Raw genomic sequence first — 24002 nt, forward strand, 5'->3', positions numbered from 1 at the left:
GTGGTAAACAACACCCGAGGCCATGAAAACAAACGGGGCAAAAATGACCTATCTGAGCAAGACACTGATCCTGTGTGCGGGGCTGGCACTTGCCGCCTGCACCAATCCCGACCGGTTCGAGAACCAGAATACCGTCGATCTTGGCGGAAGTGGCGCGGGGCTTGCGGGCTCGGCGCAGGATCCGACATCGCCGGCCTATTTCCAGCAGACCATCGGCGACCGGGTTCTGTTCGCCGTCGATCAGTCGAGCCTGAGCGATGCCGCGCAGGCGACTCTGAACGGGCAGGCGAACTGGCTGGGGTCGAACCCCGATTACACCGCCGTGATCGAAGGCCATGCCGATGAGCAGGGCACGCGGGAATACAACCTCGCGCTGGGGGCGCGCCGGGCCAATGCGGTGCAGGAATATCTGGTCAGCCGGGGCGTTGCGCCGAACCGCCTGAAGGTGGTGAGCTATGGCAAGGAGCGCCCGATCGAGATTTGCAGCGAGGAAAGCTGTTACACGCAGAACCGCCGCGCGGTGACGGTGCTTGCCGCCGGTCTGGGTAGCTGATCCGACGATTTGGGGGCCATATGCGCTATCTTGCTGTAACACTCGCGGCCACGCTGGCCCTTGCCCCGGTCGGGGCGGGGGCGCAGAGCACCGAAACGCTGGCCGATATCCGACAGGAGCTGTCGGTGCTGTTCGTCGAGTTGAAGAAACTGCGGCGCGAGCTGAGCACCACGGGTGGGGCGAGCCAGCCTTCGGGCGGCGGCTCGATCCTCGACCGGGTGAACGCGATCGAGAGCGAGGTGCAGCGCCTGACCTCCAAGACCGAGGAATTGGAGTTTCGCATCGACCGGGTGGTGAGTGACGGCACCAACCGTGTCGGTGATCTTGAATTCCGGCTGTGCGAGTTGGAGCCCGACTGCGATATTGCGGGTCTTGAGCCCGGCGATACGCTGGGCGGGGTGGAGCCTGCCACGGGCGGCGGCGGCGCGATTGCCACGCCAGACGAGGGCAGCGGCGACGGGCCGCAGCTTGCCGTGGGCGAGCGCGACGATTTCGAGCGCGCGCAGGCGGCAATGGAAGCGGGCGATCATGCGGCGGCGGCCGAGCAGTTCGCGGCCTTTCAGCAGGCCTATCCCGGTGGACCGCTGAGCGGGCAGGCTGGATTGCTGCGCGGTGAGGCGCTGGAGGCGGCGGGCCGCAAGAGCGATGCCGCGCGCGCCTATCTGGAGACGTTCAGTGCAGCACCCGATGGCGACGAGGCCCCGCAGGCGCTGTTTCGTCTGGGCCGGTCGCTGGGTCAGCTTGGCCAGACCGACGAGGCCTGTGTGACGCTGGGGCAGGTCGCGACGCGCTATCCCAATGCGGCGGCGGTCGCGGATGCGCAGGCGGAAATGACCCGGCTCGGCTGTTCGTGACGGCGGGCGGGGCGGACATCCGTCACAGTCTCACGCGCCATTTTCACCCCGGCGTGCCGGGGGTGATCGGCGTGGCCGTGTCGGGCGGCAGCGATTCCCTTGCCTTGTTGTACCTGCTGCATGACTGGCAGCGCGATGGCGGCCCGGATCTGCGGGCGGCGACGGTCGATCACGGGCTGCGGGCCGAGGCGGCAGCGGAAGCGGCAGAGGTCGCGCGGATCTGTGCCGGTCTGGGGATTGCGCATGAGACGCTGACATGGCGCGGCCATGACGGCGCGGGAAACCTGCCGGATCGTGCCCGGCGCGCGCGCTACGCGCTGCTGGCCGAGTGGGCGCGGGGGCATGGCATTGCGGATATCGCCGTGGGCCATACCGAGGATGATCTGGCCGAAACCTTTGTGATGCGGCTGGCGCGCGGGGCCGGGGTGGACGGGCTGGCGGCGATGCGGGATCGCTGGCGCGTGGCGGGTGTGAGGTTTCACCGGCCTTTGCTGGGACTGGGGCGCGAGGCGCTCCGCGATCTTCTGCGTGTGCGCGGTGTGGCTTGGGTCGAGGACCCGACCAATAGCGATGCGGCCTATGAGCGTGCGCGGACACGTGCTGCGCTGGCTGCGCTGGCCCCGCTCGGGATCGACACGGCAACGCTGGCGGCCACGGCCCGGAAAATGGCCGGGGCGCGTGCGGCGCTGTATCATCAGGCGCATGGCTTGGCGCAAGACCATGTGCGGATCGAGGCGGGCGATGTGGTGATCGCACGCGCTGCCTTGCGGGACATGCCAGACGAGGCAGCACGGCGCATTCTTCAGACCGCGCTGCGCTGGATCAACGGGGCGGAGTATCCGCCGCGCGGCCCTGCCATGACGCAGTTTCTGGCGGCGGCGCGGGACGGGGAGACGATGACGCTGCAGGGCTGTTACATGCAGGCGCAGGGCGACATGCTGCGCATCGGGCGGGAATATAATGCGGTGGCCGGGCTGCGCGTGCCGCAGGGGCAGGTCTGGGACGGGCGCTGGTGTATCGAGGGGCCGGAGATGGCGGGGGCGGAGGTCGCGGCACTTGGCCCCGAAGGACTGCGCGCCTGTCCTGATTGGCGCGCGGGCGGGCTGCCGCATGGCGCGGCGCTGGCGAGTCCGGCGCTCTGGCGCGGTGAGGAATTGATGGCGGCGCCGCTGGCGGGATGGTCGGGTGGCTACGCGCTGCGGCTCAGCCGCGACGGTGCGTCCTACTTCGACGCGTTATTATCTCATTGAACATGGGGTTGTGATGTCTATTTAAGAACGGTGCACCCCGTGCTATGAGCGGGGAACCGAATTTTGGGAGAAAACTCTTGGGCAACGCAAGAAACATCGCCTTCTGGCTGGTCCTGTTCCTGTTGATCCTCGCGCTGTTCAACCTGTTCAGCGGCTCGGGCAACACGCTGCAAAGCCGCGCGGTGCCGTATTCCGAGTTTGTGGCGGCAGTCGATGACGGCGCGGTGAGCCAGGTCACGCTAGACGGCGAGGCGGTGCGCTATCGCGGGGCCGACGGGCAGGATTACACCACCATCAAGCCGCAGGATGCCGAGATCACGCAACAGCTGATCGATCAGGGCGTGCCGGTCAAGGCCGAGAGCCAGGAGCAGTCGGGCTTTCAGACCTTCCTCGTGTCGCTCTTGCCCTTCCTGCTGCTCATCGGGGTGTGGATTTATTTCATGAACCGCATGCAGGGCGGCGGCAAGGGCGGGGCCATGGGCTTTGGCAAGTCCAAGGCCAAGATGCTGACCGAAAAGCATGGCCGCGTGACATTCGACGACGTGGCGGGCATCGACGAGGCCAAGGAAGAGCTGGAGGAGATCGTGGAGTTCCTGCGCAACCCGCAGAAATTCTCGCGCCTCGGTGGCAAGATCCCGAAGGGTGCGCTGCTGGTGGGCCCTCCGGGCACCGGTAAAACGCTGCTGGCGCGCGCCATCGCGGGCGAGGCCGGTGTGCCGTTCTTCACCATCTCGGGTTCAGACTTTGTCGAGATGTTCGTCGGTGTCGGTGCGAGCCGCGTGCGCGACATGTTCGAGCAGGCCAAGAAGAACGCGCCTTGCATCGTCTTTATCGACGAGATCGACGCGGTCGGTCGTCACCGTGGCGCGGGCTATGGCGGCGGCAATGACGAGCGCGAGCAGACGCTCAACCAGTTGCTGGTCGAGATGGACGGGTTCGAGAGCAATGAGGGCGTGATCATCATCGCCGCGACAAACCGCAAGGATGTGCTCGACCCCGCGCTGCTGCGTCCGGGCCGCTTTGACCGTCAGGTCACCGTGCCCAACCCCGACATCAAGGGCCGTGAGAAGATCCTCGGCGTGCATGCCCGCAAGACGCCGCTGGGCCCGGATGTGGAGCTGCGCCTGATCGCGCGCGGCACGCCCGGTTTCTCCGGGGCCGATCTGGCCAACCTCGTGAACGAGGCCGCGCTGATGGCCGCACGGGTGGGCCGCCGTTTCGTCACCATGGTCGATTTCGAGAATGCCAAGGACAAGGTGATGATGGGGGCCGAGCGCCGCTCGATGGTGTTGACCGACGACCAGAAGGAAAAGACCGCCTATCACGAGGCCGGGCACGCGGTGGTTGGCCTTGCCCTGCCGAAATGCGATCCGGTCTACAAGGCCACGATCATTCCGCGCGGTGGTGCGCTGGGCATGGTGGTGAGCCTGCCGGAGATCGACCGGCTGAATTGGCACAAGTCGGAATGCGAGCAGAAGCTGACCATGACCATGGCCGGGAAGGCCGCCGAAATCCTCAAATACGGCGAGGAGAACGTCTCGAACGGGCCGGCGGGCGACATTCAGCAGGCCAGCGGTCTGGCGCGCGCGATGGTGATGCGCTGGGGCATGTCCGACAAGGTGGGCAATGTCGATTACGAGCAGGCGCATGAGGGCTACATGGGCAATGGTGCCGGTGGCTTCTCGATTTCCGCCCACACCAAGGAGCTGATCGAGGACGAGGTCAAGCGCATGATCGACACGGCCTATCAAGAGGCCAAGTCGATCCTCGAAGAGCGCCATGACGAGTGGGAGCGGCTGGCACAGGGTCTTCTGGAATACGAGACCCTGACCGGTGAGGAGATCAACCGCGTGATCCGGGGCGAGCCGCCCGAGGCGGGTGACGATGACGGGGGCGCGGCAGAGGCCGCCAAACCGTCGGTGACCGCCATTCCCAAGACCAAGCCCAAATCCTCGCCCGGGTCGGGCGATGGCGGGCTGGAGCCCGAGCCCTCGACGTGAGCGCGACGCTCGCAAAAGCAGACTGGAATCCCGGGGCCTATGCTAGGTTCCGGGATCAGCGTTTGCGCCCCGCACTCGACCTGCTGAACGCGGTCGGGCAGATGGGGGCCGGGGATGTGGTCGATCTGGGCTGCGGCAACGGGGTGATGGCGGAGGCGCTGCGCGCGCGCGGGGCCGGACGCGGGCTGACGGGTGTGGATGCCAGCCCAGCCATGCTGGAGAAGGCCCGTGCAAGTGGTGGCTATGACGCGATGCAACAGGCCGATATCGCCGACTGGCACCCGCGTCAGGCCCCCGGGCTAATCTATTCCAACGCCGCGCTGCATTGGGTGGGCAACCACGAAAGCCTGATGCCGCGGCTTGCCGCGATGCTGAGCAAGGGTGGCACGCTGGCCGTGCAGATGCCGCATCAGAACAAGGCCCCGTCGCACCGTGTCTGGCTGACGCTGGCGGAAGAGCTTTTCGCCGGGCGGGTCGAGAAGATGGGCACGCCCGGTGTCATGGCCCCGGTGAAATACGAGGAATTGATGGCGCCCCTGGGGCAGTTCCGCCTGTGGGAAACCGACTATTACCAGCGCCTGACCGCCGAGCCTGGCAGCCACCCGGTGCGCCGCTATACCGAGAGCACCTATGCGCGCCCGGTGCTGGCGATGCTGGAGCCCGAAGAGAAGGCCGACATCATCCGCCGCTACGAGGAGGTGATGCACACCGCCTATCCGGTGCGCGCCGATGGCACGGTGCTGTTCCCGTTCCGGCGGATGTTTTTCACCCTCACGGTCTGAGCCTGTGGCCGCCGTCGCGTGAGTATTTCTGGCAAGATGAAGCGGGGGCGGGCATGCCGGCATTGAAACCGACGGACTATACCGGGCGGATCGCCTGGATCGGGCGGGTTGCGGACCGGGCGAGCAGCCTTGCGGCGGAGCCGTTGGGAGAGGTCGCGGTCAGCTATGCCGGGATCGCGGGGGAAGAGCATGCGGGGCTGACGCGCCCCTCGTGCAGCCGGGTCGTGGCGCAGTATCCCAAGGGCACGGAGATCCGCAATGTGCGGCAGTTTTCGGTGCTGTCGGTCGAGGAGCTTGCCGCGATTGCCGCCAAGATGGGCGTTGAGCGGATTGATCCGGCCTGGGTCGGGGCGTCGCTGGTGGTCGAGGGTATTCCCGATTTCACCCATCTGCCGCCGTCGTCGCGATTGCAGGGGCCGGATGGCGTGACGCTGGTGTTGGATATGGAGAACCGCCCCTGTCACCTGCCCGCCAAGGTGATCGACGCGCATTTGCCGGGGGTCGGCGGGCGGTTCAAGGCGGCGGCCCAGGGGCGGCGCGGCGTGACCGCTTGGGTCGAGCGCGAGGGCGTGCTGCGGCTGGGCGAGATGCTGCGCCTGCATGTTCCGGACCAACGCGGCTGGCGACCCTAACCCTGACACGCCCGCGCACCGCCACGATGCGACATGGCGGCGCGCGTGCCTGCAGTGCCTGAGGTTCAGAGGACTTCGATGTAGTAGTAGAAGACCGGCACAGCGACTGTGCCGCCGGTGTCGGCACCTTGCGTGTCCGAGGCGTCCTTGTCTTACGGCTCAGCGTCGCCCGGCTGGGGTGCCCAAGTGCCGGCGCCGCGAAACTCGGTCGGGGAAATGCCGCCGGAGCCGTCGGCGTCTCTGGCCTCGAACCGCTCGTTCAGGGCGTCTTCGCTCCAGCGACCCTCTGTAACGACCTGGTTCTCATACTCGCTCTTGGTCAGGACCCCGTCGTTATTCGTATCAAAGGCACGGAACCGGTCCGCTGCGGCCTTGGCAAAGGATTCGCGGGAGCCGTCCTGCTGGCCGGAACCCAGTGCGGCTTGCATCTCGGTATCCTCGTCGTTCCACGCGCGTTCGGCGAGGTCGGCGAATTCCTCGGCGCTCAGCTGGTCCTTTTGCGGAATTTTCAGATCGCTCCACGTGCCGACCGAGAAGCGACTGTCCTCGTTGGTCTCCTTGATGTCCTGCGCGGACTTCATTTCCTTTTGACCGACGCAATTGACGTATTCCTGCCGGTCAATCGAGCCGTCCTTGTTGGCGTCGAGCTGCTCGAAGACCACATTGCGGTGATCGTCGATTTCGGTCTTGGTCAGCGTCCCGTCATTATCCTTGTCCGCAGAGTAAAGGGCGTTCTGGCAGACGGACGCCGGTTCGGCCGCTGACTGTGCGAGAGCCGGGGCGGCGACAAGGAGTGACGTGCTGGCAAGAAGTGTTGTATAGAAGCGTTTCATCGGAATGCTCTCCCTCTGTCTGTGCCGACGGGATCGGCGGTTTCAGGGGCATGGCAATGGCCGCACGATCGGAGCGCACGGATCAGATGCCGTCCACTCGTACGTGTGGTCAACGCAATGCGGCGACAACTGTTCCAAATCCGGGCCTGCGGCGGCGTGGCGGGCAGTGGGGCCTCTGCATGGCCTGTTTCCGATCAGAAACCGGGCTGCGGCATGCCGCCGCAAGCGAGGCGGGATGTGTCGGATTCGCATGCTGCGGGATGCCGCAAACTGGATATAGGCGGGTCAGTGCCACACCTTGCCCTGCGCAAAGCAAAAGGACCGACCATGAGCTACAAATCCGACATCGAGATTGCACGCGAGGCGCAAAAGCGCCCCATCCAGGAGATCGGCGAAAAGCTGGGCATTTCCAGCGATCACCTGCTGCCCTATGGCCATGACAAGGCCAAGGTGAGCCAGGAGTTCATCAACTCGGTTCAGGGCAACAAGAGCGGCAAGCTGATCCTGGTGACCGCGATCAACCCGACGCCTGCGGGCGAGGGCAAGACCACCACCACGGTGGGTCTGGGCGACGGTCTGAACCGGATTGGCAAGAAGGCCACGGTCTGTATCCGCGAGGCAAGCCTCGGGCCGAACTTCGGCATGAAGGGCGGGGCTGCGGGCGGTGGCTATGCGCAGGTTGTCCCGATGGAGGACATGAACCTGCATTTCACCGGCGATTTTCACGCCATCACCAGCGCGCACAGCCTGCTGTCGGCGATGATCGACAACCACATCTACTGGGGCAATGAGCAGAACATCGACACCCGCCGCGTCGTGTGGCGCCGCGTGGTCGACATGAACGACCGGTCGCTGCGGCAGATTACCTCGTCGCTGGGCGGCGTGTCGAACGGGTTCGCACGTGAAGACGGGTTCGACATCACCGTCGCCTCGGAAGTCATGGCGATCCTGTGCCTGTCCAAGAACCTCAAGGATCTCGAAGAGCGTCTGGGTGCGATGATCGTCGCCTATCGCCGTGACAAGAGCCCGGTGTTCTGCCGTGACATCAAGGCCGAAGGCGCGATGACCGTTCTGCTGAAGGACGCGATGCAGCCCAACCTCGTGCAGACGCTGGAGAACAACCCGGCCTTTGTCCACGGTGGCCCGTTCGCCAATATCGCGCATGGCTGCAACTCGGTCATTGCCACCACCACCGCGCTCAAGCTGAGCGACTACGTGGTGACGGAAGCCGGGTTCGGGGCTGACCTAGGGGCCGAGAAGTTCATGAACATCAAGTGCCGCAAGGCGGGTCTTGCGCCCGATTGCGTGGTCATCGTGGCCACGGTGCGCGCGATGAAGATGAATGGCGGCGTGGCCAAGGCCGATCTCGGGGCCGAGAATGTCGATGCCGTCAAGGCGGGCTGTCCGAACCTCGGACGGCATATCGAGAACGTCAAATCGTTCGGCGTGCCGGTTGTCGTGGCGATCAACCATTTCGTCACCGATACCGATGCCGAGGTTGCCGCCGTCCAGGAGTTTGTGGCGAGCCACGGGGCCGAGGCGGTGTTGTCGCGTCACTGGGAGCTGGGCTCTGAAGGCTCCGAGCCGCTGGCGCGCAAGGTGGTCGAGGTGGCCGAGGCCGGGAATGCGAATTTCGCCCCGCTTTATCCCGACGAGATGTCGCTGTTCGAAAAGATCGAAACGGTGGCCAAGCGGATCTACCGCGCCGACGAGGTGCTGGCCGATCAGAAGATCCGCAACCAGCTGAAAGAGTGGGAAGATCAGGGATACGGCAACCTGCCGGTCTGTATGGCCAAGACCCAGTACAGCTTTACCACCGATCCCAACCGTCGCGGCGCGCCGACGGGTCATTCGGTGCCGGTGCGCGAGGTTCGGATTTCGGCCGGTGCGGGCTTTATCGTGGTGGTCTGCGGTGAGATCATGACCATGCCCGGCCTGCCCAGCAGACCGGCGGCCGAGTCGATCCGGCTGAATGACGGCGGCCAGATCGAAGGGCTGTTCTGAGCCAGAACATGGCGGCCCGCCCGGTGTTTTGCCGGGCGGGCCGATCCGTTGCAGAGAAGGGAAAAGACATGACGGCAGACATCATCGACGGCAAGGCTTTCGCGGCCACGATCCGGGACAAGGTTTCGGGTCACGTGGCGCGGCTCCGGGAGGAGCACGGGATCACGCCGGGCCTTGCGGTGGTGCTGGTGGGCGAGGACCCGGCGAGCCAAGTCTATGTGCGCTCGAAGGGCAAGCAGACGGTCGAGGTGGGGATGCACTCGGTCGAGCACAAGCTGGAGGTGGACACCTCGGAGGCGGATCTGCTGGCGTTGATCGAGCAGTTGAACAGCGACCCTGCGGTGCACGGTATCCTGGTGCAGTTGCCGCTGCCGGATCATCTCGATTCCGATCTGGTCATCAACAGCATCGACCCGGCCAAGGATGTCGACGGATTTCACATCTCCAATGTCGGGCTGCTGGGCACCGGGCAAAAGAGCATGGTGCCCTGCACGCCGCTCGGCTGTCTGATGATGCTGCGCGACAAGCTGGGCAGTCTGAGCGGGATGGATGCGGTGGTGCTGGGCCGGTCGAACATCGTCGGCAAGCCGATGGCGCAGCTTTTGCTGGGTGAAAGCTGCACGGTGACGATCGCGCATAGCCGCACGAAGGATTTGCCCGAGGTTGTGCGCCGGGCCGATATCGTGGTGGCTGCCGTGGGCCGGCCTGAAATGGTGCCGGGTGACTGGATCAAGCCGGGGGCGACGGTGATCGACGTAGGGATCAACCGGATCGAGCGGGACGGCAAGACCAAGCTGGTCGGCGATGTGGATTTCGCGTCGGTTCAAGAGGTTGCCGGGGCGGTGACGCCGGTGCCGGGCGGCGTGGGGCCGATGACCATCGCCTGCCTGCTGGCCAACACGGTGACCGCCTGTTGCCGGGCCAACGGGCTGGCCGAGCCGGAGGGGCTGACGGCCTGATTGCCGGATTGTCGTAGGGATTTGCGAAGGGCGGGGGACGATGTTCCTCGCCCTTTTGTGTTGGCGAGGGAGTTGGGCAGGTATTGGTCTGGAGCGGACGTTAGATTGAAGCACCTGCGCGGAACAAGGCCGAAGGCCGCCGCGCATCGCCGGGCCGCCCCCCGGCACGGCGATTTGGCTGCAACCTGCGCATCACATGGATGTTTCCCTGACTTGGCAGAGATAAAGGTCTGCAGAACAGGAGTTGGATCGCCGTACCGCGGCCCGTCGATGCGCGGCTTACGGCAAAGGTCCGCGCCAGGCGAAAAACACCCAAGCTCTTCGCACAAAGCGCGGCCCGTCGAGGCGCACTCCCTCAGGTGGTGGCGCGCTCCACGCCCTCGGCGATGGCGGATCGGAGTTTTTTCTCGAGTGAGGCGCATTTGGCTGCGGAGTGGAATTTCAGGCCGAACATGTCCTTGACGTAGAAGGTATCGACCACCTGTTCGCCATAAGTGGCGATCACTGCAGAGGCGATATAGACGTTCGAGCCTGCCAGCGTGCGCGTGAGATCATAGAGCAGGCCGGGGCGGTCGCGGGTGTCGACCTCGATGATGGTGTAGACCTCGGAGCCGTCGTTATCGAAGGTGATATGCGTCGGCACGCGGAAGGCGCGTTCGCGCTTCTTGAGCTTGTCGCGGGATTTGATCGCCTCGCGGGGGACGACCTCGCCGCGCAGGGTCTTGAGGATCATCTGGCGAAGGCGGGGCAGGCGGTCGGCCTCGAACGGGTGGCCGTCGCCGTCCTGTATCCAGAAGGCGGCGGTGGCGAAACCGTCCTTGGAGGTATAGGTGCGGGCGTCCACCACATTGGCCCCCACCAAGGCGAGCGCGCCAGCGAGGCGCGAGAAGATGCCCGGATGATCGGCCAGCGCGAAGCAGGCGCGGGTGGCGTCGCGGTCCTCGTCTATGGCGAGATCAATGCCGATATCGTCCTCGTGTAGCCCCTTGAGCAGCCGGGCAAAGACCACATGGGCGGTGACGTGCAGCCCCTGCCAGTAGGGCGGGTAGTGGCGCGTGGTTTCGTGCTTGAGATCGCGGGCGTCCCAGTCGGTGAGGGCCTCGCGCAGGTTGCGCTTGGCATCGGCACCGCGCTGTTCGCGGGTGATCGCCTCCATCCCGTCTTCGAGAACGCGGCGGGTCTGGCGGTAGAGGGCGCGCAGCAGCGAGGCCTTCCAGTTGTTCCAGGTGCCGGGGCCGACGCCGCGAATGTCGCAGACGGTGAGCAGCAGCAGCAGGTCGAGCCGCTCGCGGGTCTGCACCGCCTTGGCGAAGTCGCGCACGGTGCGGGGATCGGCGATGTCGCGTTTCTGGGCCATGTCGGACATCAGCAGGTGATAGCGCACCAGCCATTCGGCGGTATCGACCTCCTTGGGTTTCAGCCCAAGGCGCGGCCCGACCTTGCGGGTGATGCGCGCGCCGAGGATCGAGTGATCCTCGTCCCGGCCCTTGCCGATATCATGCATCAGCAGCGCGACGTAGAGCACCCGGCGGTTGACGCCTTCCTTGAGGATCGACGACGAGACCGGCAATTCCTCGATCAGCTCGCGGCGCTCGATCTGGGCGAGGTGGGAGATGCATTGAATGATATGTTCGTCCACCGTGTAGTGGTGATACATGTTGAACTGCATCATCGCGACGACCGGTTCGAATTCGGGGATGAAGGCCGAGAGGATGCCAAGCTCGTTCATCCGGCGCAGGGCGCGTTCGGGGTTGCCGTGTTTCAGCAGCAGGTCGAGAAAGAGTTTCGCCGCGCGCGGGTCGTTGCGCATCTGCGCGTCTATGAGATTCAGGTTGGCGGTGACCAGCAGCATCGCGTCGGGGTGGATGAGCAGCCCGGTGCGCAGCCCCTCCTCGAACAGGCGCAGCAGGTTGAGCGGGTCGGAGAGGAACTCGGCCTCGTCCTTGATGGCGAGGCGGCCGTGGATTTCCTCGTAGCCCGGCTTGAGCGTCTTGCGGCGCTTGAGCAGGCGTTGCAGGAGCGGTTCGGATTTGAGCTGCGTGGCCTCCAGCTTGGTCAGGAAGATGCGGGTCAGGTCGCCCACTGATGTCGCGTGGCGGAAGTAATCCTGCATGAAGATCTCGACCCCGCGTCGCCCGGCGCTGTCGGAATAACCCATGCGGGCGGCCACTTCGAGTTGCATGTCGAAGGTGAGTTGCTCGTTGGGCCGCCCCGAGATCAGGTGCAGGTGACAGCGCACCGCCCAGAGGAAATTCTCGGCGCGCAGGAAGGTGCTGAACTCGTCGCGGGTGAACATGCCGAGCGCCACAAGCTCGCTCACATCCTTGACGTGGTGCAGGTACTTGGCGATCCAGAACAGCGATTGCAGGTCGCGCAGCCCGCCCTTGCCCTCCTTGACGTTGGGCTCGACCATGTAGCGCTCGCCCTGTTTTTCGTGGCGGGCGTCGCGTTCTTCGAGCTTGGCCTCGGTAAACTGGCGCTCAGTGCCCTTGAAGAGGTCGTCGCGCAGGCGCTGGTTGAGTTTCGCCGCGAGACTGTCTTCGCCCGCCAGGAAGCGGTTTTCCAGAAGCGCGGTGCGAATGGTGAAATCGTCGGACCCGAGGCGCAGGCAGTCGTGGATCGTGCGGCTGGCATGGCCGACCTTGAGGCGCAGATCCCACAGAATGTAGAGCATCGATTCGATCACGCTCTCGGCCCAGGGGGTGATCTTGTAGGGGGTCAGAAAGAGCAGGTCGACATCCGATTGCGGGGCCATCTCGCCGCGCCCGTAGCCGCCGACGGCAAAGACCGCGATGCGTTCGGATTCGGTGGGGTTGGGCAGCGGGTGCATGTGCTGCGTCGCCAGATCGAGCGCGCTGAGGATGATGCAATCGGTGAGCCAGCAATAGGCGCGGGTGGCGGGGCGGGCGTCAAAAGGCCGGGCGGCGAAGGCCTCGGCGATGGCGGCGCGCCCGGCTTTCATACTCTCCGACAGGATGCTGACGGCGGCGCGGCGCAGGGCGGCCATGTCGCCTGCGGCCTCGTTCACCGCGCGGTCGAGCGCCGCGCGGGTGGCGGGTTCGTCGAAAATTTCCTGCGCCGGACAGATCAGATCGTCCGGGCGGGCCAGTGTCGTGATCATGTCAGGGTCTGGACCTTTGCGTCAAAATCCGGCCCCACCGAAGCCTTGCGGTGCGGGCGACAGGATCGTGACCGCGTTGTCGGTGATCGTCGCTACGGCGAGGCCACGCTCGTTGGTGCCGTCGGCGCGCAGGCGGAAGACGCCGTTCACCCCCTGAAAGCCCGCCGATTGCGTCAGGCTGCCGCGCCCGAGATCCTGGCCGGCCTGCGCCAGCGCACCGATGGCGGCGATGCCGTCATAAGCGAGCCCCGCGATGGGATGCGGCGCGCGCCCGTTGGCGGCCTGGAACCGGTTGGTGAACTGCGCCGAACGGTTCGGGTCGGGCAAGGCGAACCAGCCGCCCTGAACGCCCGGCAATTCCAGCGTTTGCGGCGGTGTGTCCCAGCGGCTGAGCCCGATATATTGCACCCGGTCGGGGCCCAGCCCGTTCTCGGGGAGCATCTGCGAGAAGAGCGGCAGGGCCCCGGCGGTATTGGCGGTGAGGAAGATCGCGTCGGCGGCGTTGGTTTCGGCGGATTGCCGGATATTGGGCACCGCGTTCAGCACGCCTTGCTGCGAGAATTCATAGCCGACGCTGCCCGCGAGCGTCGCGCCGTTGTCGCGCACCGCCTGTTCGATGGCCGCGCGGCCAAGCTGTCCGGCGAGATTGTCCGAATAGACCGCCATGATCCGCGATTTGCCCTGCCCGGTGGCATAGCGCGCGAGGCGATTGGCGGTGTTCTGGAAGGTCTGGCCCAGAATGAACAGATTGCCGCCCGCGATGGTCGGGTTGTTGGAGAAGGCCAGCACGTTGATGTTGCGCGGGGCCATGGCGACGGCAACCGCATTGGCGGATTCGGCATGCAGCGGCCCGACGATGATGCGCGCGCCGTCGGAGGCGGCGTTGAGCGCGGCCTGCTGGGCCTGTTGCGCCTGCCCGGCGGTGCCGTAGACGCGCAGGTCAATCTGCACGCCCGAGAGATCGGAGACCGCAAGGCGCGCTGCGTTCTCGAGATCGCGGGCCAGTTGGCTTTCCTGTGCATCGGCCGAGCCATGCGGCACCAGCAGCGCCACCGGCACGGCTCCGCGTGTCGGTGTGCCGCCGCCCCCGGTGGTCACGGTCGAGACCGGCTGACAGGCGGCGGCCATCGTGAGGATGGCGAGCCCTGCGAGAAGGCGGGTGAACGGCTTGCGGATGACGTTTAAAACGGCGAACATGTGACGGTCTCACTCCCTGTTGCGTTGTGCCTGAGGCCAGACGCGATTGCGGACGATCATAACCGTCATATGGAGCGGGTCCAGTGATGAATCCCGACAAGCAGAAACTGGCCGCGGGGCTGTATCTCATTGCCACGCCGATCGGGGCGGCGCGTGACATCACGCTGCGTGCGCTCGACCTGCTGGCGGCGGCGGATGTGCTGGTGGCCGAGGACACGCGCAGCCTGCGTCGGTTGATGGATATTCACGGGCTGAGCCTCGGGGATCGGCCGCTCTGGCCCTATCACGATCACAATGGCGCGCGCATGCGGCCGCGAATCATGACGGCGCTGGCCGAGGGAAAATCGGTGCTTTACGCGTCCGAGGCGGGGACGCCGATGGTGGCCGATCCGGGGTTCGATCTGGGCCGTGCGGTGGTGGCCGAGGGGTTCGATCTGGTGTCGGCCCCGGGCCCGTCGGCGGTGATCACGGCGCTCACATTGTCAGGGCTGCCCACCGACCGGTTCCTGTTTGCGGGGTTCCTGCCCAACACATCGGGCAAGCGCAAGACCGCGCTGGGCGAGCTGGCCGAGGTGCCTGCGACGCTGGTGTTCTACGAATCCCCCAAGCGCGTGGCGGCCATGCTGCGCGATGCGGCGGAGGTGCTGGGCGCGGGGCGGCCGGCGGCGCTCTGCCGGGAGATCACCAAGAAGTTCGAGGAGGTGCGGCGCGGGACATTGGCGGAACTGGCCGAGGGCTGTGCCGATGCGGCGCCCAAGGGCGAGATCGTTGTCGTGGTGGGGCGCGGGGATTCAGGAAATATTAGTGAAATCGATTTAGACACGGTGTTGCGAGAGGCGTTGCAGGCGGGATCGGTGCGGGATGCCTCCGATCAGGTGGCGGCACGGCTGCGGCTGCCGCGGCGCAAGGTCTATCAGCGGGCGCTGGTGCTGGCGGCGGAGCATGAAGGAGGCGAGGAATGAGCCAGATGAGTTTCGATTTCGAGGCCCAGGTGGTCGTTGCTGAGGTCGCGCCGCGCCGGGAGCGCGGCCTGCGGGCCTATCTGTCGGGCTGTGCGGCGGAGGATGCCGCGTTGCGCGCCTATGAGGCGCGGGGCGCGCGTCTGCTGGAACGGCGCTGGCGCGGGACGGGCGGGGAGATCGACCTGATCCTGCGTGAACCCGACAGTTACGTGTTTTGCGAGGTGAAGAAGGCGGTCAGTTTCGACCGGGCGCTGGAGCGTATCCGTCAGGGGCAGGTGCAGCGCATTTTCACGGCGGCGTCGGAATATCTGGGCCACACGCCCGAAGGGCAGCTGGCATCGGTGCGGTTCGATCTGGTTCTGGTCAACGGCATCGGCGATCTGCGCCTGATGGAAAACGCATTCGGGCATTTCTGAATTGCACCTCTGCGCGGCATGACGCATGTAAGTGGCGGATCGCAACAGGGGGCCGCCCATGAAAATCGCCTTTCAGATGGACCCGATCGGGCCGATCGACATCAATGCCGACAGCACGTTCCGCCTCGCCGAAGAGGCGCAGGCGCGGGGCTATGAGCTGTTTTATTACCTGCCGGAACGGCTGGCCTACAACGAGGGACGGATCACCGCACGGGGCTGGCCGCTGACGGTGCAACGGGTGGTGGGGGATCATTTCCACCTTGGCGAGGAGCAGACCGTCGATCTCGGCGCGTTCGACGTGGTCTGGCTGCGGCAGGATCCGCCTTTTGACATGTTCTACATCACCACCACGCATCTGTTGCAGCGGCTGAGCCCCAAGACGCTGGTGGTCAATGATCCGTTCTGGGTGCGAAATTTCCCCGAGAAACTGCTGATCCTCGATTTTCCGGACCTGATGCCGCCGACCACCATCGCGCGCGACATCGAGACGATCAAGGCGTTCCGGGCGCGCCATGGCGACGTGATCCTCAAGCCGCTTTACGGCAATGGCGGGGCGGGGGTGTTTCATCTGCCGGAGGCCGATCGCAATCTGGCGAGCCTGCACGAGATGTTCACCGGGTTCAGCCGCGAGCCGCTGATCGTGCAGAAATATCTGCCTGCTGTGAGCAAGGGCGACAAGCGGGTGATCCTGGTCGACGGGGAGCCGATCGGCGCGATCAACCGGGTGCCGGCGCAGGGCGAGACGCGCTCCAACATGCATGTCGGCGGGCGCGCCGAGAAGGTGGAGATGACCGCCCGCGACCGCGAGATCTGCGACCGGATCGGGCCGCTCTTGCGCGACAAGGGGCAGGTGTTCGTCGGCATCGACGTGATCGGCGATTACCTCACGGAAATCAACGTGACCTCGCCAACCGGGTTGCAGGAGCTGGAGCGGTTCGACGGGACCAATGGCGCGGGGCTGATCTGGGACGCGATCGAGGCGCGGCGGGCATGAGCTGGCAACTGTCGCTCCTCAATCGGCATCTGCGCTGGTTCGAGAAGCCGGCGCTGGCACGGTTACCGGTGGAGCGGTTGCGGCGCTCGTTCGAGATCAAGTCGAAGATTTATTTTCATGCGCCGTGGGGGAGTGTCTATCGGCGGGAGCGTCTGGCGGATGTTCCGGTGCAATGGGCGCAGGCGCGCGCGACCGGGGCCGGGCCGGTGATCCTTTATCTGCATGGCGGGGCCTATGTGTTCGGCTCGTCCGACACGCATCGGGCGATGCTGGCGAAGCTCTCGGCGCTGACCGGGCTGCGCGCCTGTCTGCCGGATTACCGGCTTGCGCCCGACCATGCCTTTCCGGCGCAGATCGAGGATGCGCTGGCCTGTTACCGTGCGCTGCGGGACGAGCACGAGGTGATCCTCGGCGGGGACAGCGCCGGGGGTGCATTGGCGCTGGCCCTCTTGCACGAGATTCTAAAGCAGGGGATCGCGCCGCCGAAAGGGGTGTTCGCCCTGTCGCCGCTGGCGGACATGACGTTTTCGGGCGCGTCGGTCACCGAGAATGCGGCGCGCGACGTGGTGCTGTCGCCGGGGCGCATCGGAGAAATGCGCGAAATGTTTCTGGCCGGACAGGATCCGGGTGATCCGCGCGCCTCGCCGCTGCGGGGCGACTATGCCGGTGCGCCGCCGGTCTGGATGGCCGTCGGCGATACCGAAATCCTGCGCGATGACGCGGTGCGGATGCAGGGGGTGCTGGAGGCGCAGGGGGTGACAAGCGTGCTGCATGTCGAACGCGATCACCCGCATGTCTGGCCGCTGTTTCACAATGTGCTGCCCGAGGCCAAGGCGACCCTGCGCGATCTGGCGGGGTGGATCAGCTCTCTTTGAGGGTGCCGATGCGAAAGCTGACGGCCTCGGCGACATGGGGGTGGCGCACCGCCTTGTCGCCGTCGAGATCGGCGATGGTGCGGGCCACGCGCAGCACACGGTGATAGCCGCGCGCCGTCAGGCCGAAGCGGTCGGCGACGCGGGTGAGCAGAGCGCGGCCCTCTACATCGGGCGTGGCGATTTCTTCCAGGGCCTCGCCTTCGGCATCGGCATTGAGGCGCATGTCGGGCCGGTCGGCAAATCGGGCCTGTTGCACCGCCCGCGCCGTCGCGACCCGCGCGGCCACCTGAGAAGACGTGTCGCCCGAGGGGGGCAGGTCGAGATCGGTGAAGGCCACGGGGGGCACCTCGACCCGCAGATCAAAACGGTCCATCAGGGGGCCGGAGATGCGGCCCATGTAATCCTCGCCACAGTTTGGTGCCCGCGAGCAGGCGCGGGCCGGGTCCGAAAGGTAGCCGCATTTGCACGGGTTGGCGGCGGCGACGAGCATGAAGCGGCATGGGTATTTCACATGAGCGTTGGCGCGGGCGATCATCACCTCGCCGGTCTCGACCGGTTGGCGCAGGGTTTCCAGAACGGTGCGGGGGAATTCGGGGAATTCGTCCATGAAGAGCACGCCGTTATGCGCAAGGCTGATCTCGCCCGGTGACGCCCGGCGCCCCCCGCCGACGATGGCGGCCATCGAGGCGGTGTGATGCGGCTCTCGGAACGGGCGGCTGCGGCTGATCCCGCCTTCAGAGAGGAGCCCGGCGAGCGAGTGGATCATCGAGGTTTCAAGCGCCTCGGGGGCAGTAAGGGGCGGCAGGATGCCGGGCAGGCGGGCCGCGAGCATGGATTTGCCCGAGCCGGGCGTACCGACCATCATCAGGTGGTGGCGTCCGGCGGCGGCGATTTCGAGGCCGCGCTTGGCGCGTTCCTGACCCTTGACGTCGCGCAGATCGCGGCCTTGGGCTGCCTCGATCACCTCGCCTGCCTCGGCCGGTTGCAGGGGGGCTTGGCCGGTATAGTGGCGCACCACGTCCGCAAGGCTGCCCGCGCCGATCACCTGCGCGGCACCCACCCATGCGGCCTCGGCGCCGCAGGCGCGGGGGCAGAGCAGGGTGCGGTTGTCCTCGGCGGCGGCCATGGCGGCGGGTAGCGCGCCGATGACGGGGATGAGTGTGCCGTCGAGGGACAATTCGCCGAGCGCGGTGGTGCCCTCGGCGGCGTCGGAGGGGATGATCTCAAGCGCGGCGAGCAGGGCTAGGGCGATGGGCAGGTCGAAATGGCTGCCTTCCTTGGGCAGATCGGCGGGGGAGAGATTGACGGTGATGCGCTTGGAGGGCAGGGCGATAGCCATGGAGGAGAGCGCGGTGCGCACCCGGTCGCGGGCCTCGGACACGGCCTTGTCGGGCAGGCCGACAAGCGAGAAGGCCGGCACGCCCGGAGTGATGGCGCATTGCACCTCGACCGTGCGCGCCTCGACCCCCTCGAAAGCCACGGTATAGGCGCGTGCGACCATGCGGGTCCTTTCCGGTTACGTCATGGTTAATGCGTAGCGCGGCAGGCGTTTAGGAAAGGTTAACGCGGGTGTGTTGGCTTGGGCCGGACATTTGCGTGAGCCGCGTATCGCGCGGGCGCTTAGATCCAATGCCCACTCAAGACCAACCCGTTTCAACCACCCCGTCGCTACCCGCGCCCCTGCGGGTGGGCGCGGGCATAGACCTCCATCAGGCGGGCGGTGTCGACGCCGGTATAGGCCTGCGTGGTCGAGAGCGAGGCGTGCCCCAACAGTTCCTGGATCGCGCGCAGGTCGCCACCCGCGTTGAGCAGGTGGGTGGCGAAGCTGTGGCGCATGGCGTGCGGCGTGGCGGTGGCGGGCAGGCCAAGCTGGGCGCGGGTGCGCTCCACCACCTTTTGCACCGCGCGCGGGCCGAGCGCGCCGCCGCGCGCGCCGAAAAAGAGCGGGCCGGTGCGGGTCATGTCATAGGGGCAAATCTGCGCGTAACGCGCCACCGCCGCGCGGGCGGGGGCGATCACCGGCACCAGCCGTTCCTTGTTGCCTTTGCCGATGATGCGTAGCGTGTCGCCAATCGGCAGCACCGCGCCGGTGAGGCCAAGCGCCTCGGATATGCGCAGCCCGCAGCCATAGAGCAGCGTCACCACCGCCTGATCGCGGGCAGCGATCCAGGGCGTGAGGGATTGCATTTCCAGCGTCTCGATCACCTCGCTGGCGGCCTCGGGTGAGAGCGGGCGGGGGAGTTTGCGCTGGAACTTGGGCGCGCGGATCGACAGGACGGCGGTCGGCTCGAAGCCCTCGCGCTCGGACAGCCAGCGATAGAAGCTCTTGACCGCCGAAAGCTTGCGGGCGAGCGAGCGGGGGCCGATATCCTGCCCCCGCGTGAAGGCCATCCATGCGCGCATGTCGGCGGTGGTGATCCGGGCGAGCGCGCCGAGGCCCTGGGTCTGGCCGTGATGTTCGGTCATGAAGGCCAGAAAGCCCGCGACATCGCGCGCGTAGGCGTCGAGCGTATTGTCGGAGGCCCCCTTGAGCGCCTTTTGCCCCGCCAGCCAGCCCTGCAGGGCGTCGCGGGCGGCGGCGGAGATCATGACAGCCAGCGGCGCATCGTTCGCTCGAACACGCCCGCGAAGAAGGCCAGAAGGTCGGTGCCCTGCTGCGGGCTGAACTGATGCGGGTCTTCGGCCCCCATGACCAGCATGCCGGGCAGGCGGTCGGCCCCGAAATCCAGCAGCAGGCATGCCTCGGAGCGCACGAACCCGGCGTCGCGGCCATAGATCCGCATGTCGCCCTCTTCGATCTGGCGCAGCGTCACCTGCCGCGCGGGCACGTCGCGCCCGCTGGTGAGGTAGGATTTGATGAAGCCGGGTTCGGCCACCGAGAGCACATCGCCCAAGCGGCGCACCGCCGGATCGCTGTCGTTTTGCACCGATTCGAGCACGAGGCGCACCGAATCGACCCGCAGGATATGCGCCACCTCGCCGTCGAGATCGCGCAGGAAGGTCTCGAACTCCACCGGGTCGAGCATGCGCAGGATCGCGCGATGCACCTGATTGGTGCCCGCGAGATTTTCGTAGGCGGCGGCGATCACCGAGCGGTGGGTGTCCTCGAGCCGGTCGAGCCGGGCCTCGAGCCGTTCCATCGCGATGCCGCGCAGATCGACGATATTGCCCCCCATGGCACGCTCGTTCGCGGCGATGAGGGCGCGCATAAGGTCTTGATCGTCAAGGATAACATCGGGCTGCGCGATGATCTTTTCGCGCAGGTGATCATTCATCTCGGGCTTGCTGCTCATTTGGGCCTCGGAGTATTTTTTGACGTTATAGCAGATCGCACGGGGAATGCCGCAAGAAATTTCGAGGCTGCGCCGCGATCCTCCTCCAAGGCGTCATCGTCCGGCGTGACCGGACGATCTCCTGTGGCATGAGATCCTCGGATCAAGTCCGAGGATGACGGGCGCGGGGCCGAGTCAGTGGAGGGCGGGTGACTGACCGTTGTCATCGTCCGGCTGGACCGGACGATCTGCCGGGTGAGAGATCCTCGGGTCAGGCCCGAAGATGACGGGTGCGGGACAAGTCCGAGGATGACCGGGCGGCGTCGGGTCAGAGGATCTTCTGACCGGTCTTTTCCCAATCTGACATAAACGCCTCGAGCCCCTTGTCGGTGAGGATGTGATTGGCCATTGCCTTGATCACGGCGGGGGGTGCTGTCATCACGTCGGCGCCGATCTGGGCGGATTGGAAGGCGTGGTTCACGGTGCGGATCGAGGCCGCGAGGATCTGCGTCTCGAAGCCGTAATTGTCGTAGATCTGGCGGATATCCGCGATCAGGTCCATCCCGTCGAGATTGATATCGTCGAGCCGCCCGATGAAGGGCGAGATGAACGTGGCCCCCGCCTTGGCCGCCAAGAGCGCCTGATTGGCCGAAAAGCACAGCGTCACGTTGACCATGTTGCCCTCGCCCGAGAGCACCTTGCAGGCCTTGAGCCCGTCCCATGTGAGCGGCACCTTGACGGCGATGTTGTCGGCGATCTGCGCGAGTTTGCGGCCCTCGGCGATCATCTCGTCGGCCTTCAGCGCCACGACCTCGGCGCTGACCGGGCCATCGACCATGCCGGCGATTTCCTTGGTGACTTCGAGAATGTCGCGCCCGGATTTGAGGATCAGCGACGGGTTGGTGGTGACGCCATCGACCATGCCAAGCTCGTTCAACTCGGCGATCTGATCGGTTTCTGCGGTATCGACAAAGAATTTCATGGGCCTGCCCTCTCTGGCGGGTTGGGTTGTTTCAGCTTCGCGTTTACCGCATAGATCAACCTGCCGAAACCCCTCTTGACGCCCAAGGCAAGGAGCCGCCCCGTGACCGAACAGCCGCCGGAGTTTCATCACGAAGGCGCGTTGGTGGCGGTGTTGACGGCGCAGCCCTTGGAGGGTCCGCTGGATTACCGTGCGCCCGAGGGGGGGTGCCTGCACGGCGCGTTCGTCGAGGTGCCGTTGGGGCCGCGCAAGGTGCTGGGCGTGGTCTGGGGCGCGGGGCGCGGGGGGTTCGACCTGAAGAAGGCGCGCAGTATCATCCGGGTGCTGGACGTGGCCCCGATGCGCGCGGAGATGCAGGAATTTCTGCGCCGCGCGGCAGAGTATACGCTGACGCCCCTGCCCGCGATGTTGCGGCTGGCGACGCGCGCACCGGGGCTGAGCGATCCGCCGTCGATGCAGAAGGTCTACCGGCCGGGCGAGGACGCGCCTGCCCGGATGACCGATGCCCGCGCGCGGGTGCTGGAGGTGCTGCGCGCGCATGGCGGGCTGGGGTTCACGCTGCGCGAGTTGAGCGACATGGCCGGGGTGACCTCCTCGGTCGTTAAGGGGCTGGTGAAACAGGGGGCCGTGCGCGAGGAGGATACGCCGCGCGACCGTCCCTTTGCGCGGCTTGATCCGGATCTGCCTGCGAAAGACCTGACCGACGATCAGGCGCAGGCTGCTGAGCGGCTGCGCGACGGCGTGCGGTCGCAGGGTTATGGCACCACATTGCTGCGCGGTGTCACCGGGTCGGGCAAGACCGAGGTTTACCTAGAGGCGGTGGCCGAGACGCTGCGGCAGGGGCGTCAGGCATTAGTCCTTTTGCCGGAGATCGCGCTGACGGCGGAGTTTCTCACACGGGTCGAGGCGCGGTTCGGGGCGCGCCCCGCCGAGTGGCATTCCGGCGTCACCATGACCGAGCGGCGGCGGACGTGGAAGATGGTCGGGCAGGGGGCGGCGCAGATGGTGGTGGGCGCGCGCTCGGCGCTGTTCCTGCCGTTTCAGAACCTTGGCCTGATCGTGGTGGATGAGGAGCATGACAGTTCCTACAAGCAGGAGGATGGCGTGCTTTATAATGCGCGCGACATGGCCGTGCTGCGGGCGTCGCTCTGCGATGCGCGGGTGGTGCTGGCCTCGGCCACGCCGAGCCTTGAGAGCTGGGCCAATGCCGAGGCCGGGAAATACGAGCGGCTGGATCTCGAGGCGCGTTACGGGGCGGCGGTGATGCCGGAACTGGCGGCGATCGACATGCGGGCCGAAACGCTGCCGTCGAACCGCTGGGTGTCGCCGACATTGCAGGCCGCGGTCAATGCGCGGGTGGCGGCGGGGGAGCAGGCGCTGTTGTTTCTCAACCGGCGCGGCTATGCGCCGACCACGATCTGCCGGGCCTGCGGGCATCAGATCGGATGTGAGCATTGCGATGCGCGGATGGTCGAGCACCGTTTCCAGAAGCGGCTGATCTGCCATCAATGCGGTGAGAGCGCGCCGGTGCCGAGTGCTTGCCCGTCCTGCGGCGCGGAGGACCGGCTGGCCGCTGTCGGCCCCGGGGTGGAGCGGTTGGCGGAGGAGGCGGCCGCGCTTTTCCCGCAGGCGCGGATCGCGGTGCTGTCGTCGGACTTGTTCGGCTCGGCCCGCGCGCTCAAGGAGCAGATCGTGGAGATCGCCGAGGGGGCCGCCGACATCATCATCGGCACGCAACTGGTGGCCAAGGGACATAATTTTCCGCTGTTGACGCTGGTGGGTGTGATCGACGCCGATCTGGGGTTACAGGGCAGTGACCTGCGCGCCGCCGAGCGGACGTTTCAGCTGATGCGGCAGGTGGCGGGGCGCGCGGGGCGGGCCGAGCGGGCGGGGCGCGCGGTGTTGCAGACCTATCAGCCCGAGCATCCGGTGATCCGCGCGATCCTCGCGGGTGACGAGGAAGGCTTCTGGCGCGCCGAGGCCGGGGCGCGGCGTGAGGCGGGCGTGCCACCCTATGGCCGGATGGCGGGGATCATCCTCAGTTCACCCGACATGCAGGCGGTGTTTGATCTGGGATCGGAACTGGCGCGACGGGACGGGCCCATTCGGGCGGTGGGGGCGCAGGTCTTTGGCCCGGCCCCGGCACCCATAGCGCGTATCCGGGGGCGGCACCGGGTGCGGCTCTTGGTGAAGGCGCCCAAGGGCGTGGCGCTGCAATCCGCGCTGTCGGCCTGGGTCGGGCAGTTGCGGCTGCCCGCGCAGGCACGGCTGAGCGTGGATATCGACCCGCAGAGCTTTTACTGACGGCGAAAGCGC

At 66.3% G+C, this 24002-nt stretch carries 20 protein-coding genes; 13 read left to right on the forward strand and 7 right to left on the reverse strand.

All coding sequences use genetic code 11. The annotated features are described in order from the left end of the window. Window positions 1-43 precede the first annotated feature (43 nt). The 6 genes from pal to PVU19_RS05050 all read left to right on the forward strand — a co-directional run bounded on the left by pal (window position 44) and on the right by PVU19_RS05050 (window position 6071). On the forward strand, window positions 44-553 hold the full coding sequence (pal, locus tag PVU19_RS05025; protein ID WP_050663675.1) for a peptidoglycan-associated lipoprotein Pal: 510 nt from the start codon (window positions 44-46) through the stop codon (window positions 551-553). 20 nt (window positions 554-573) lie between these two features. Beyond that, on the forward strand, window positions 574-1407 hold the full coding sequence (ybgF, locus tag PVU19_RS05030; RefSeq protein ID WP_050663674.1) for a tol-pal system protein YbgF: 834 nt from the start codon (window positions 574-576) through the stop codon (window positions 1405-1407). Further along, window positions 1404-2657, forward strand: a complete 1254-nt coding sequence (tilS, locus tag PVU19_RS05035) for a tRNA lysidine(34) synthetase TilS (protein ID WP_082237784.1) — start codon at window positions 1404-1406, stop codon at window positions 2655-2657. The genes ybgF and tilS overlap by 4 nt, the downstream gene beginning before the upstream one ends. A gap of 77 nt (window positions 2658-2734) precedes the next feature. Next, on the forward strand, window positions 2735-4657 hold the full coding sequence (ftsH, locus tag PVU19_RS05040; protein WP_050663682.1) for an ATP-dependent zinc metalloprotease FtsH: 1923 nt from the start codon (window positions 2735-2737) through the stop codon (window positions 4655-4657). 62 nt (window positions 4658-4719) lie between these two features. Further along, the gene (locus PVU19_RS05045) at window positions 4720-5439 is read left to right on the forward strand and encodes a methyltransferase domain-containing protein (RefSeq protein WP_235575866.1); all 720 of its coding nucleotides are present in this window, start codon (window positions 4720-4722) and stop codon (window positions 5437-5439) included. A 53-nt stretch (window positions 5440-5492) separates the two neighbouring features. Next, window positions 5493-6071, forward strand: coding sequence for an MOSC domain-containing protein (locus tag PVU19_RS05050; protein WP_050663673.1), 579 nt, complete (start codon window positions 5493-5495; stop codon window positions 6069-6071). A gap of 152 nt (window positions 6072-6223) precedes the next feature. On the opposite strand, the gene PVU19_RS05055 is transcribed toward PVU19_RS05050, so the two are convergent. After that, window positions 6224-6904 carry an EF-hand domain-containing protein gene (locus PVU19_RS05055; RefSeq protein ID WP_050663672.1) on the reverse strand — a complete coding sequence of 227 codons (681 nt, stop codon included), beginning with the start codon at window positions 6902-6904 and terminating at the stop codon, window positions 6224-6226. A gap of 327 nt (window positions 6905-7231) precedes the next feature. On the opposite strand from PVU19_RS05055, the gene PVU19_RS05060 reads away from it, so the two are divergent. Further along, the gene (locus PVU19_RS05060) at window positions 7232-8908 is read left to right on the forward strand and encodes a formate--tetrahydrofolate ligase (protein WP_050663671.1); all 1677 of its coding nucleotides are present in this window, start codon (window positions 7232-7234) and stop codon (window positions 8906-8908) included. A gap of 68 nt (window positions 8909-8976) precedes the next feature. Continuing rightward, entirely contained in the window at window positions 8977-9867 is an 891-nt protein-coding gene (gene folD / locus PVU19_RS05065; RefSeq protein ID WP_050663670.1) for a bifunctional methylenetetrahydrofolate dehydrogenase/methenyltetrahydrofolate cyclohydrolase FolD, read from the forward strand. Window positions 9868-10222: 355 nt separating this feature from the next. Here folD and PVU19_RS05070 read toward each other — a convergent pair whose 3' ends face one another. Both PVU19_RS05070 and PVU19_RS05075 read right to left on the reverse strand, forming a co-directional pair. Beyond that, on the reverse strand, window positions 10223-12988 hold the full coding sequence (locus tag PVU19_RS05070; protein ID WP_050663669.1) for a [protein-PII] uridylyltransferase: 2766 nt from the start codon (window positions 12986-12988) through the stop codon (window positions 10223-10225). A 21-nt stretch (window positions 12989-13009) separates the two neighbouring features. After that, on the reverse strand, window positions 13010-14185 hold the full coding sequence (locus PVU19_RS05075; protein WP_050663668.1) for a penicillin-binding protein activator: 1176 nt from the start codon (window positions 14183-14185) through the stop codon (window positions 13010-13012). An 86-nt stretch (window positions 14186-14271) separates the two neighbouring features. Here PVU19_RS05075 and rsmI point away from each other — a divergent pair, with 86 nt between their 5' ends. Genes rsmI through PVU19_RS05095 form a run of 4 tightly spaced genes read left to right on the forward strand, consistent with a single transcriptional unit; the run spans window position 14272 to window position 17432 of the window. Then, window positions 14272-15147 (forward strand): 16S rRNA (cytidine(1402)-2'-O)-methyltransferase, encoded by an 876-nt coding sequence (rsmI, locus tag PVU19_RS05080; protein ID WP_050663667.1) that lies wholly within the window; start codon window positions 14272-14274, stop codon window positions 15145-15147. Next, complete coding sequence (locus PVU19_RS05085; RefSeq protein ID WP_050663666.1) at window positions 15144-15563, forward strand: YraN family protein; 420 nt, start codon at window positions 15144-15146, stop codon at window positions 15561-15563. Before rsmI ends, PVU19_RS05085 begins: the two co-directional genes overlap by 4 nt. A gap of 58 nt (window positions 15564-15621) precedes the next feature. Continuing rightward, entirely contained in the window at window positions 15622-16557 is a 936-nt protein-coding gene (gene gshB, locus PVU19_RS05090; RefSeq protein ID WP_050663665.1) for a glutathione synthase, read from the forward strand. After that, entirely contained in the window at window positions 16554-17432 is an 879-nt protein-coding gene (locus tag PVU19_RS05095; RefSeq protein ID WP_050663664.1) for an alpha/beta hydrolase, read from the forward strand. The genes gshB and PVU19_RS05095 overlap by 4 nt, the downstream gene beginning before the upstream one ends. Here the strand turns inward: PVU19_RS05095 and PVU19_RS05100 are convergent. The 4 genes from PVU19_RS05100 to fsa form a co-directional block, all read right to left on the reverse strand. Then, window positions 17419-18933: a YifB family Mg chelatase-like AAA ATPase gene (locus PVU19_RS05100; RefSeq protein WP_050663663.1), complete on the reverse strand. Its 1515-nt coding sequence runs from the start codon at window positions 18931-18933 to the stop codon at window positions 17419-17421. The genes PVU19_RS05095 and PVU19_RS05100 overlap by 14 nt on opposite strands. Before the next feature lie 167 nt (window positions 18934-19100). Next, a complete protein-coding gene (locus PVU19_RS05105) occupies window positions 19101-20021 on the reverse strand; it encodes a tyrosine recombinase XerC (RefSeq protein WP_050663662.1) in 921 nt (306 codons plus the stop codon). Then, complete coding sequence (locus tag PVU19_RS05110; RefSeq protein WP_050663661.1) at window positions 20018-20725, reverse strand: DUF484 family protein; 708 nt, start codon at window positions 20723-20725, stop codon at window positions 20018-20020. Before PVU19_RS05110 ends, PVU19_RS05105 begins: the two co-directional genes overlap by 4 nt. 307 nt (window positions 20726-21032) lie before the next feature. Next, window positions 21033-21686, reverse strand: coding sequence for a fructose-6-phosphate aldolase (gene fsa / locus PVU19_RS05115; RefSeq protein ID WP_050663660.1), 654 nt, complete (start codon window positions 21684-21686; stop codon window positions 21033-21035). Window positions 21687-21788: 102 nt separating this feature from the next. On the opposite strand from fsa, the gene PVU19_RS05120 reads away from it, so the two are divergent. Further along, complete coding sequence (locus tag PVU19_RS05120) at window positions 21789-23990, forward strand: primosomal protein N' (RefSeq protein ID WP_274789893.1); 2202 nt, start codon at window positions 21789-21791, stop codon at window positions 23988-23990. Window positions 23991-24002 lie beyond the last annotated feature (12 nt).

The sequence above is a fragment of the Roseovarius tolerans genome, from assembly GCF_028885395.1.
Lineage (GTDB): Bacteria > Pseudomonadota > Alphaproteobacteria > Rhodobacterales > Rhodobacteraceae > Roseovarius > Roseovarius tolerans.

Coding starts and splice junctions, on each gene's coding strand:
- pal (WP_050663675.1), top strand. CDS start 44: ATGACCTATCTGAGCAAGACACTGATCCTGTGTGCGGGGCTGGCACTT.
- ybgF (WP_050663674.1), top strand. CDS start 574: ATGCGCTATCTTGCTGTAACACTCGCGGCCACGCTGGCCCTTGCCCCG.
- PVU19_RS05050 (WP_050663673.1), top strand. CDS start 5,493: ATGCCGGCATTGAAACCGACGGACTATACCGGGCGGATCGCCTGGATC.
- PVU19_RS05055 (WP_050663672.1), bottom strand. CDS start 6,904: ATGAAACGCTTCTATACAACACTTCTTGCCAGCACGTCACTCCTTGTC.
- PVU19_RS05060 (WP_050663671.1), top strand. CDS start 7,232: ATGAGCTACAAATCCGACATCGAGATTGCACGCGAGGCGCAAAAGCGC.
- folD (WP_050663670.1), top strand. CDS start 8,977: ATGACGGCAGACATCATCGACGGCAAGGCTTTCGCGGCCACGATCCGG.
- PVU19_RS05070 (WP_050663669.1), bottom strand. CDS start 12,988: ATGATCACGACACTGGCCCGCCCGGACGATCTGATCTGTCCGGCGCAG.
- PVU19_RS05075 (WP_050663668.1), bottom strand. CDS start 14,185: ATGTTCGCCGTTTTAAACGTCATCCGCAAGCCGTTCACCCGCCTTCTC.
- rsmI (WP_050663667.1), top strand. CDS start 14,272: ATGAATCCCGACAAGCAGAAACTGGCCGCGGGGCTGTATCTCATTGCC.
- PVU19_RS05085 (WP_050663666.1), top strand. CDS start 15,144: ATGAGCCAGATGAGTTTCGATTTCGAGGCCCAGGTGGTCGTTGCTGAG.
- gshB (WP_050663665.1), top strand. CDS start 15,622: ATGAAAATCGCCTTTCAGATGGACCCGATCGGGCCGATCGACATCAAT.
- PVU19_RS05095 (WP_050663664.1), top strand. CDS start 16,554: ATGAGCTGGCAACTGTCGCTCCTCAATCGGCATCTGCGCTGGTTCGAG.
- PVU19_RS05100 (WP_050663663.1), bottom strand. CDS start 18,933: ATGGTCGCACGCGCCTATACCGTGGCTTTCGAGGGGGTCGAGGCGCGC.
- PVU19_RS05105 (WP_050663662.1), bottom strand. CDS start 20,021: ATGATCTCCGCCGCCGCCCGCGACGCCCTGCAGGGCTGGCTGGCGGGG.
- PVU19_RS05110 (WP_050663661.1), bottom strand. CDS start 20,725: ATGAGCAGCAAGCCCGAGATGAATGATCACCTGCGCGAAAAGATCATC.
- fsa (WP_050663660.1), bottom strand. CDS start 21,686: ATGAAATTCTTTGTCGATACCGCAGAAACCGATCAGATCGCCGAGTTG.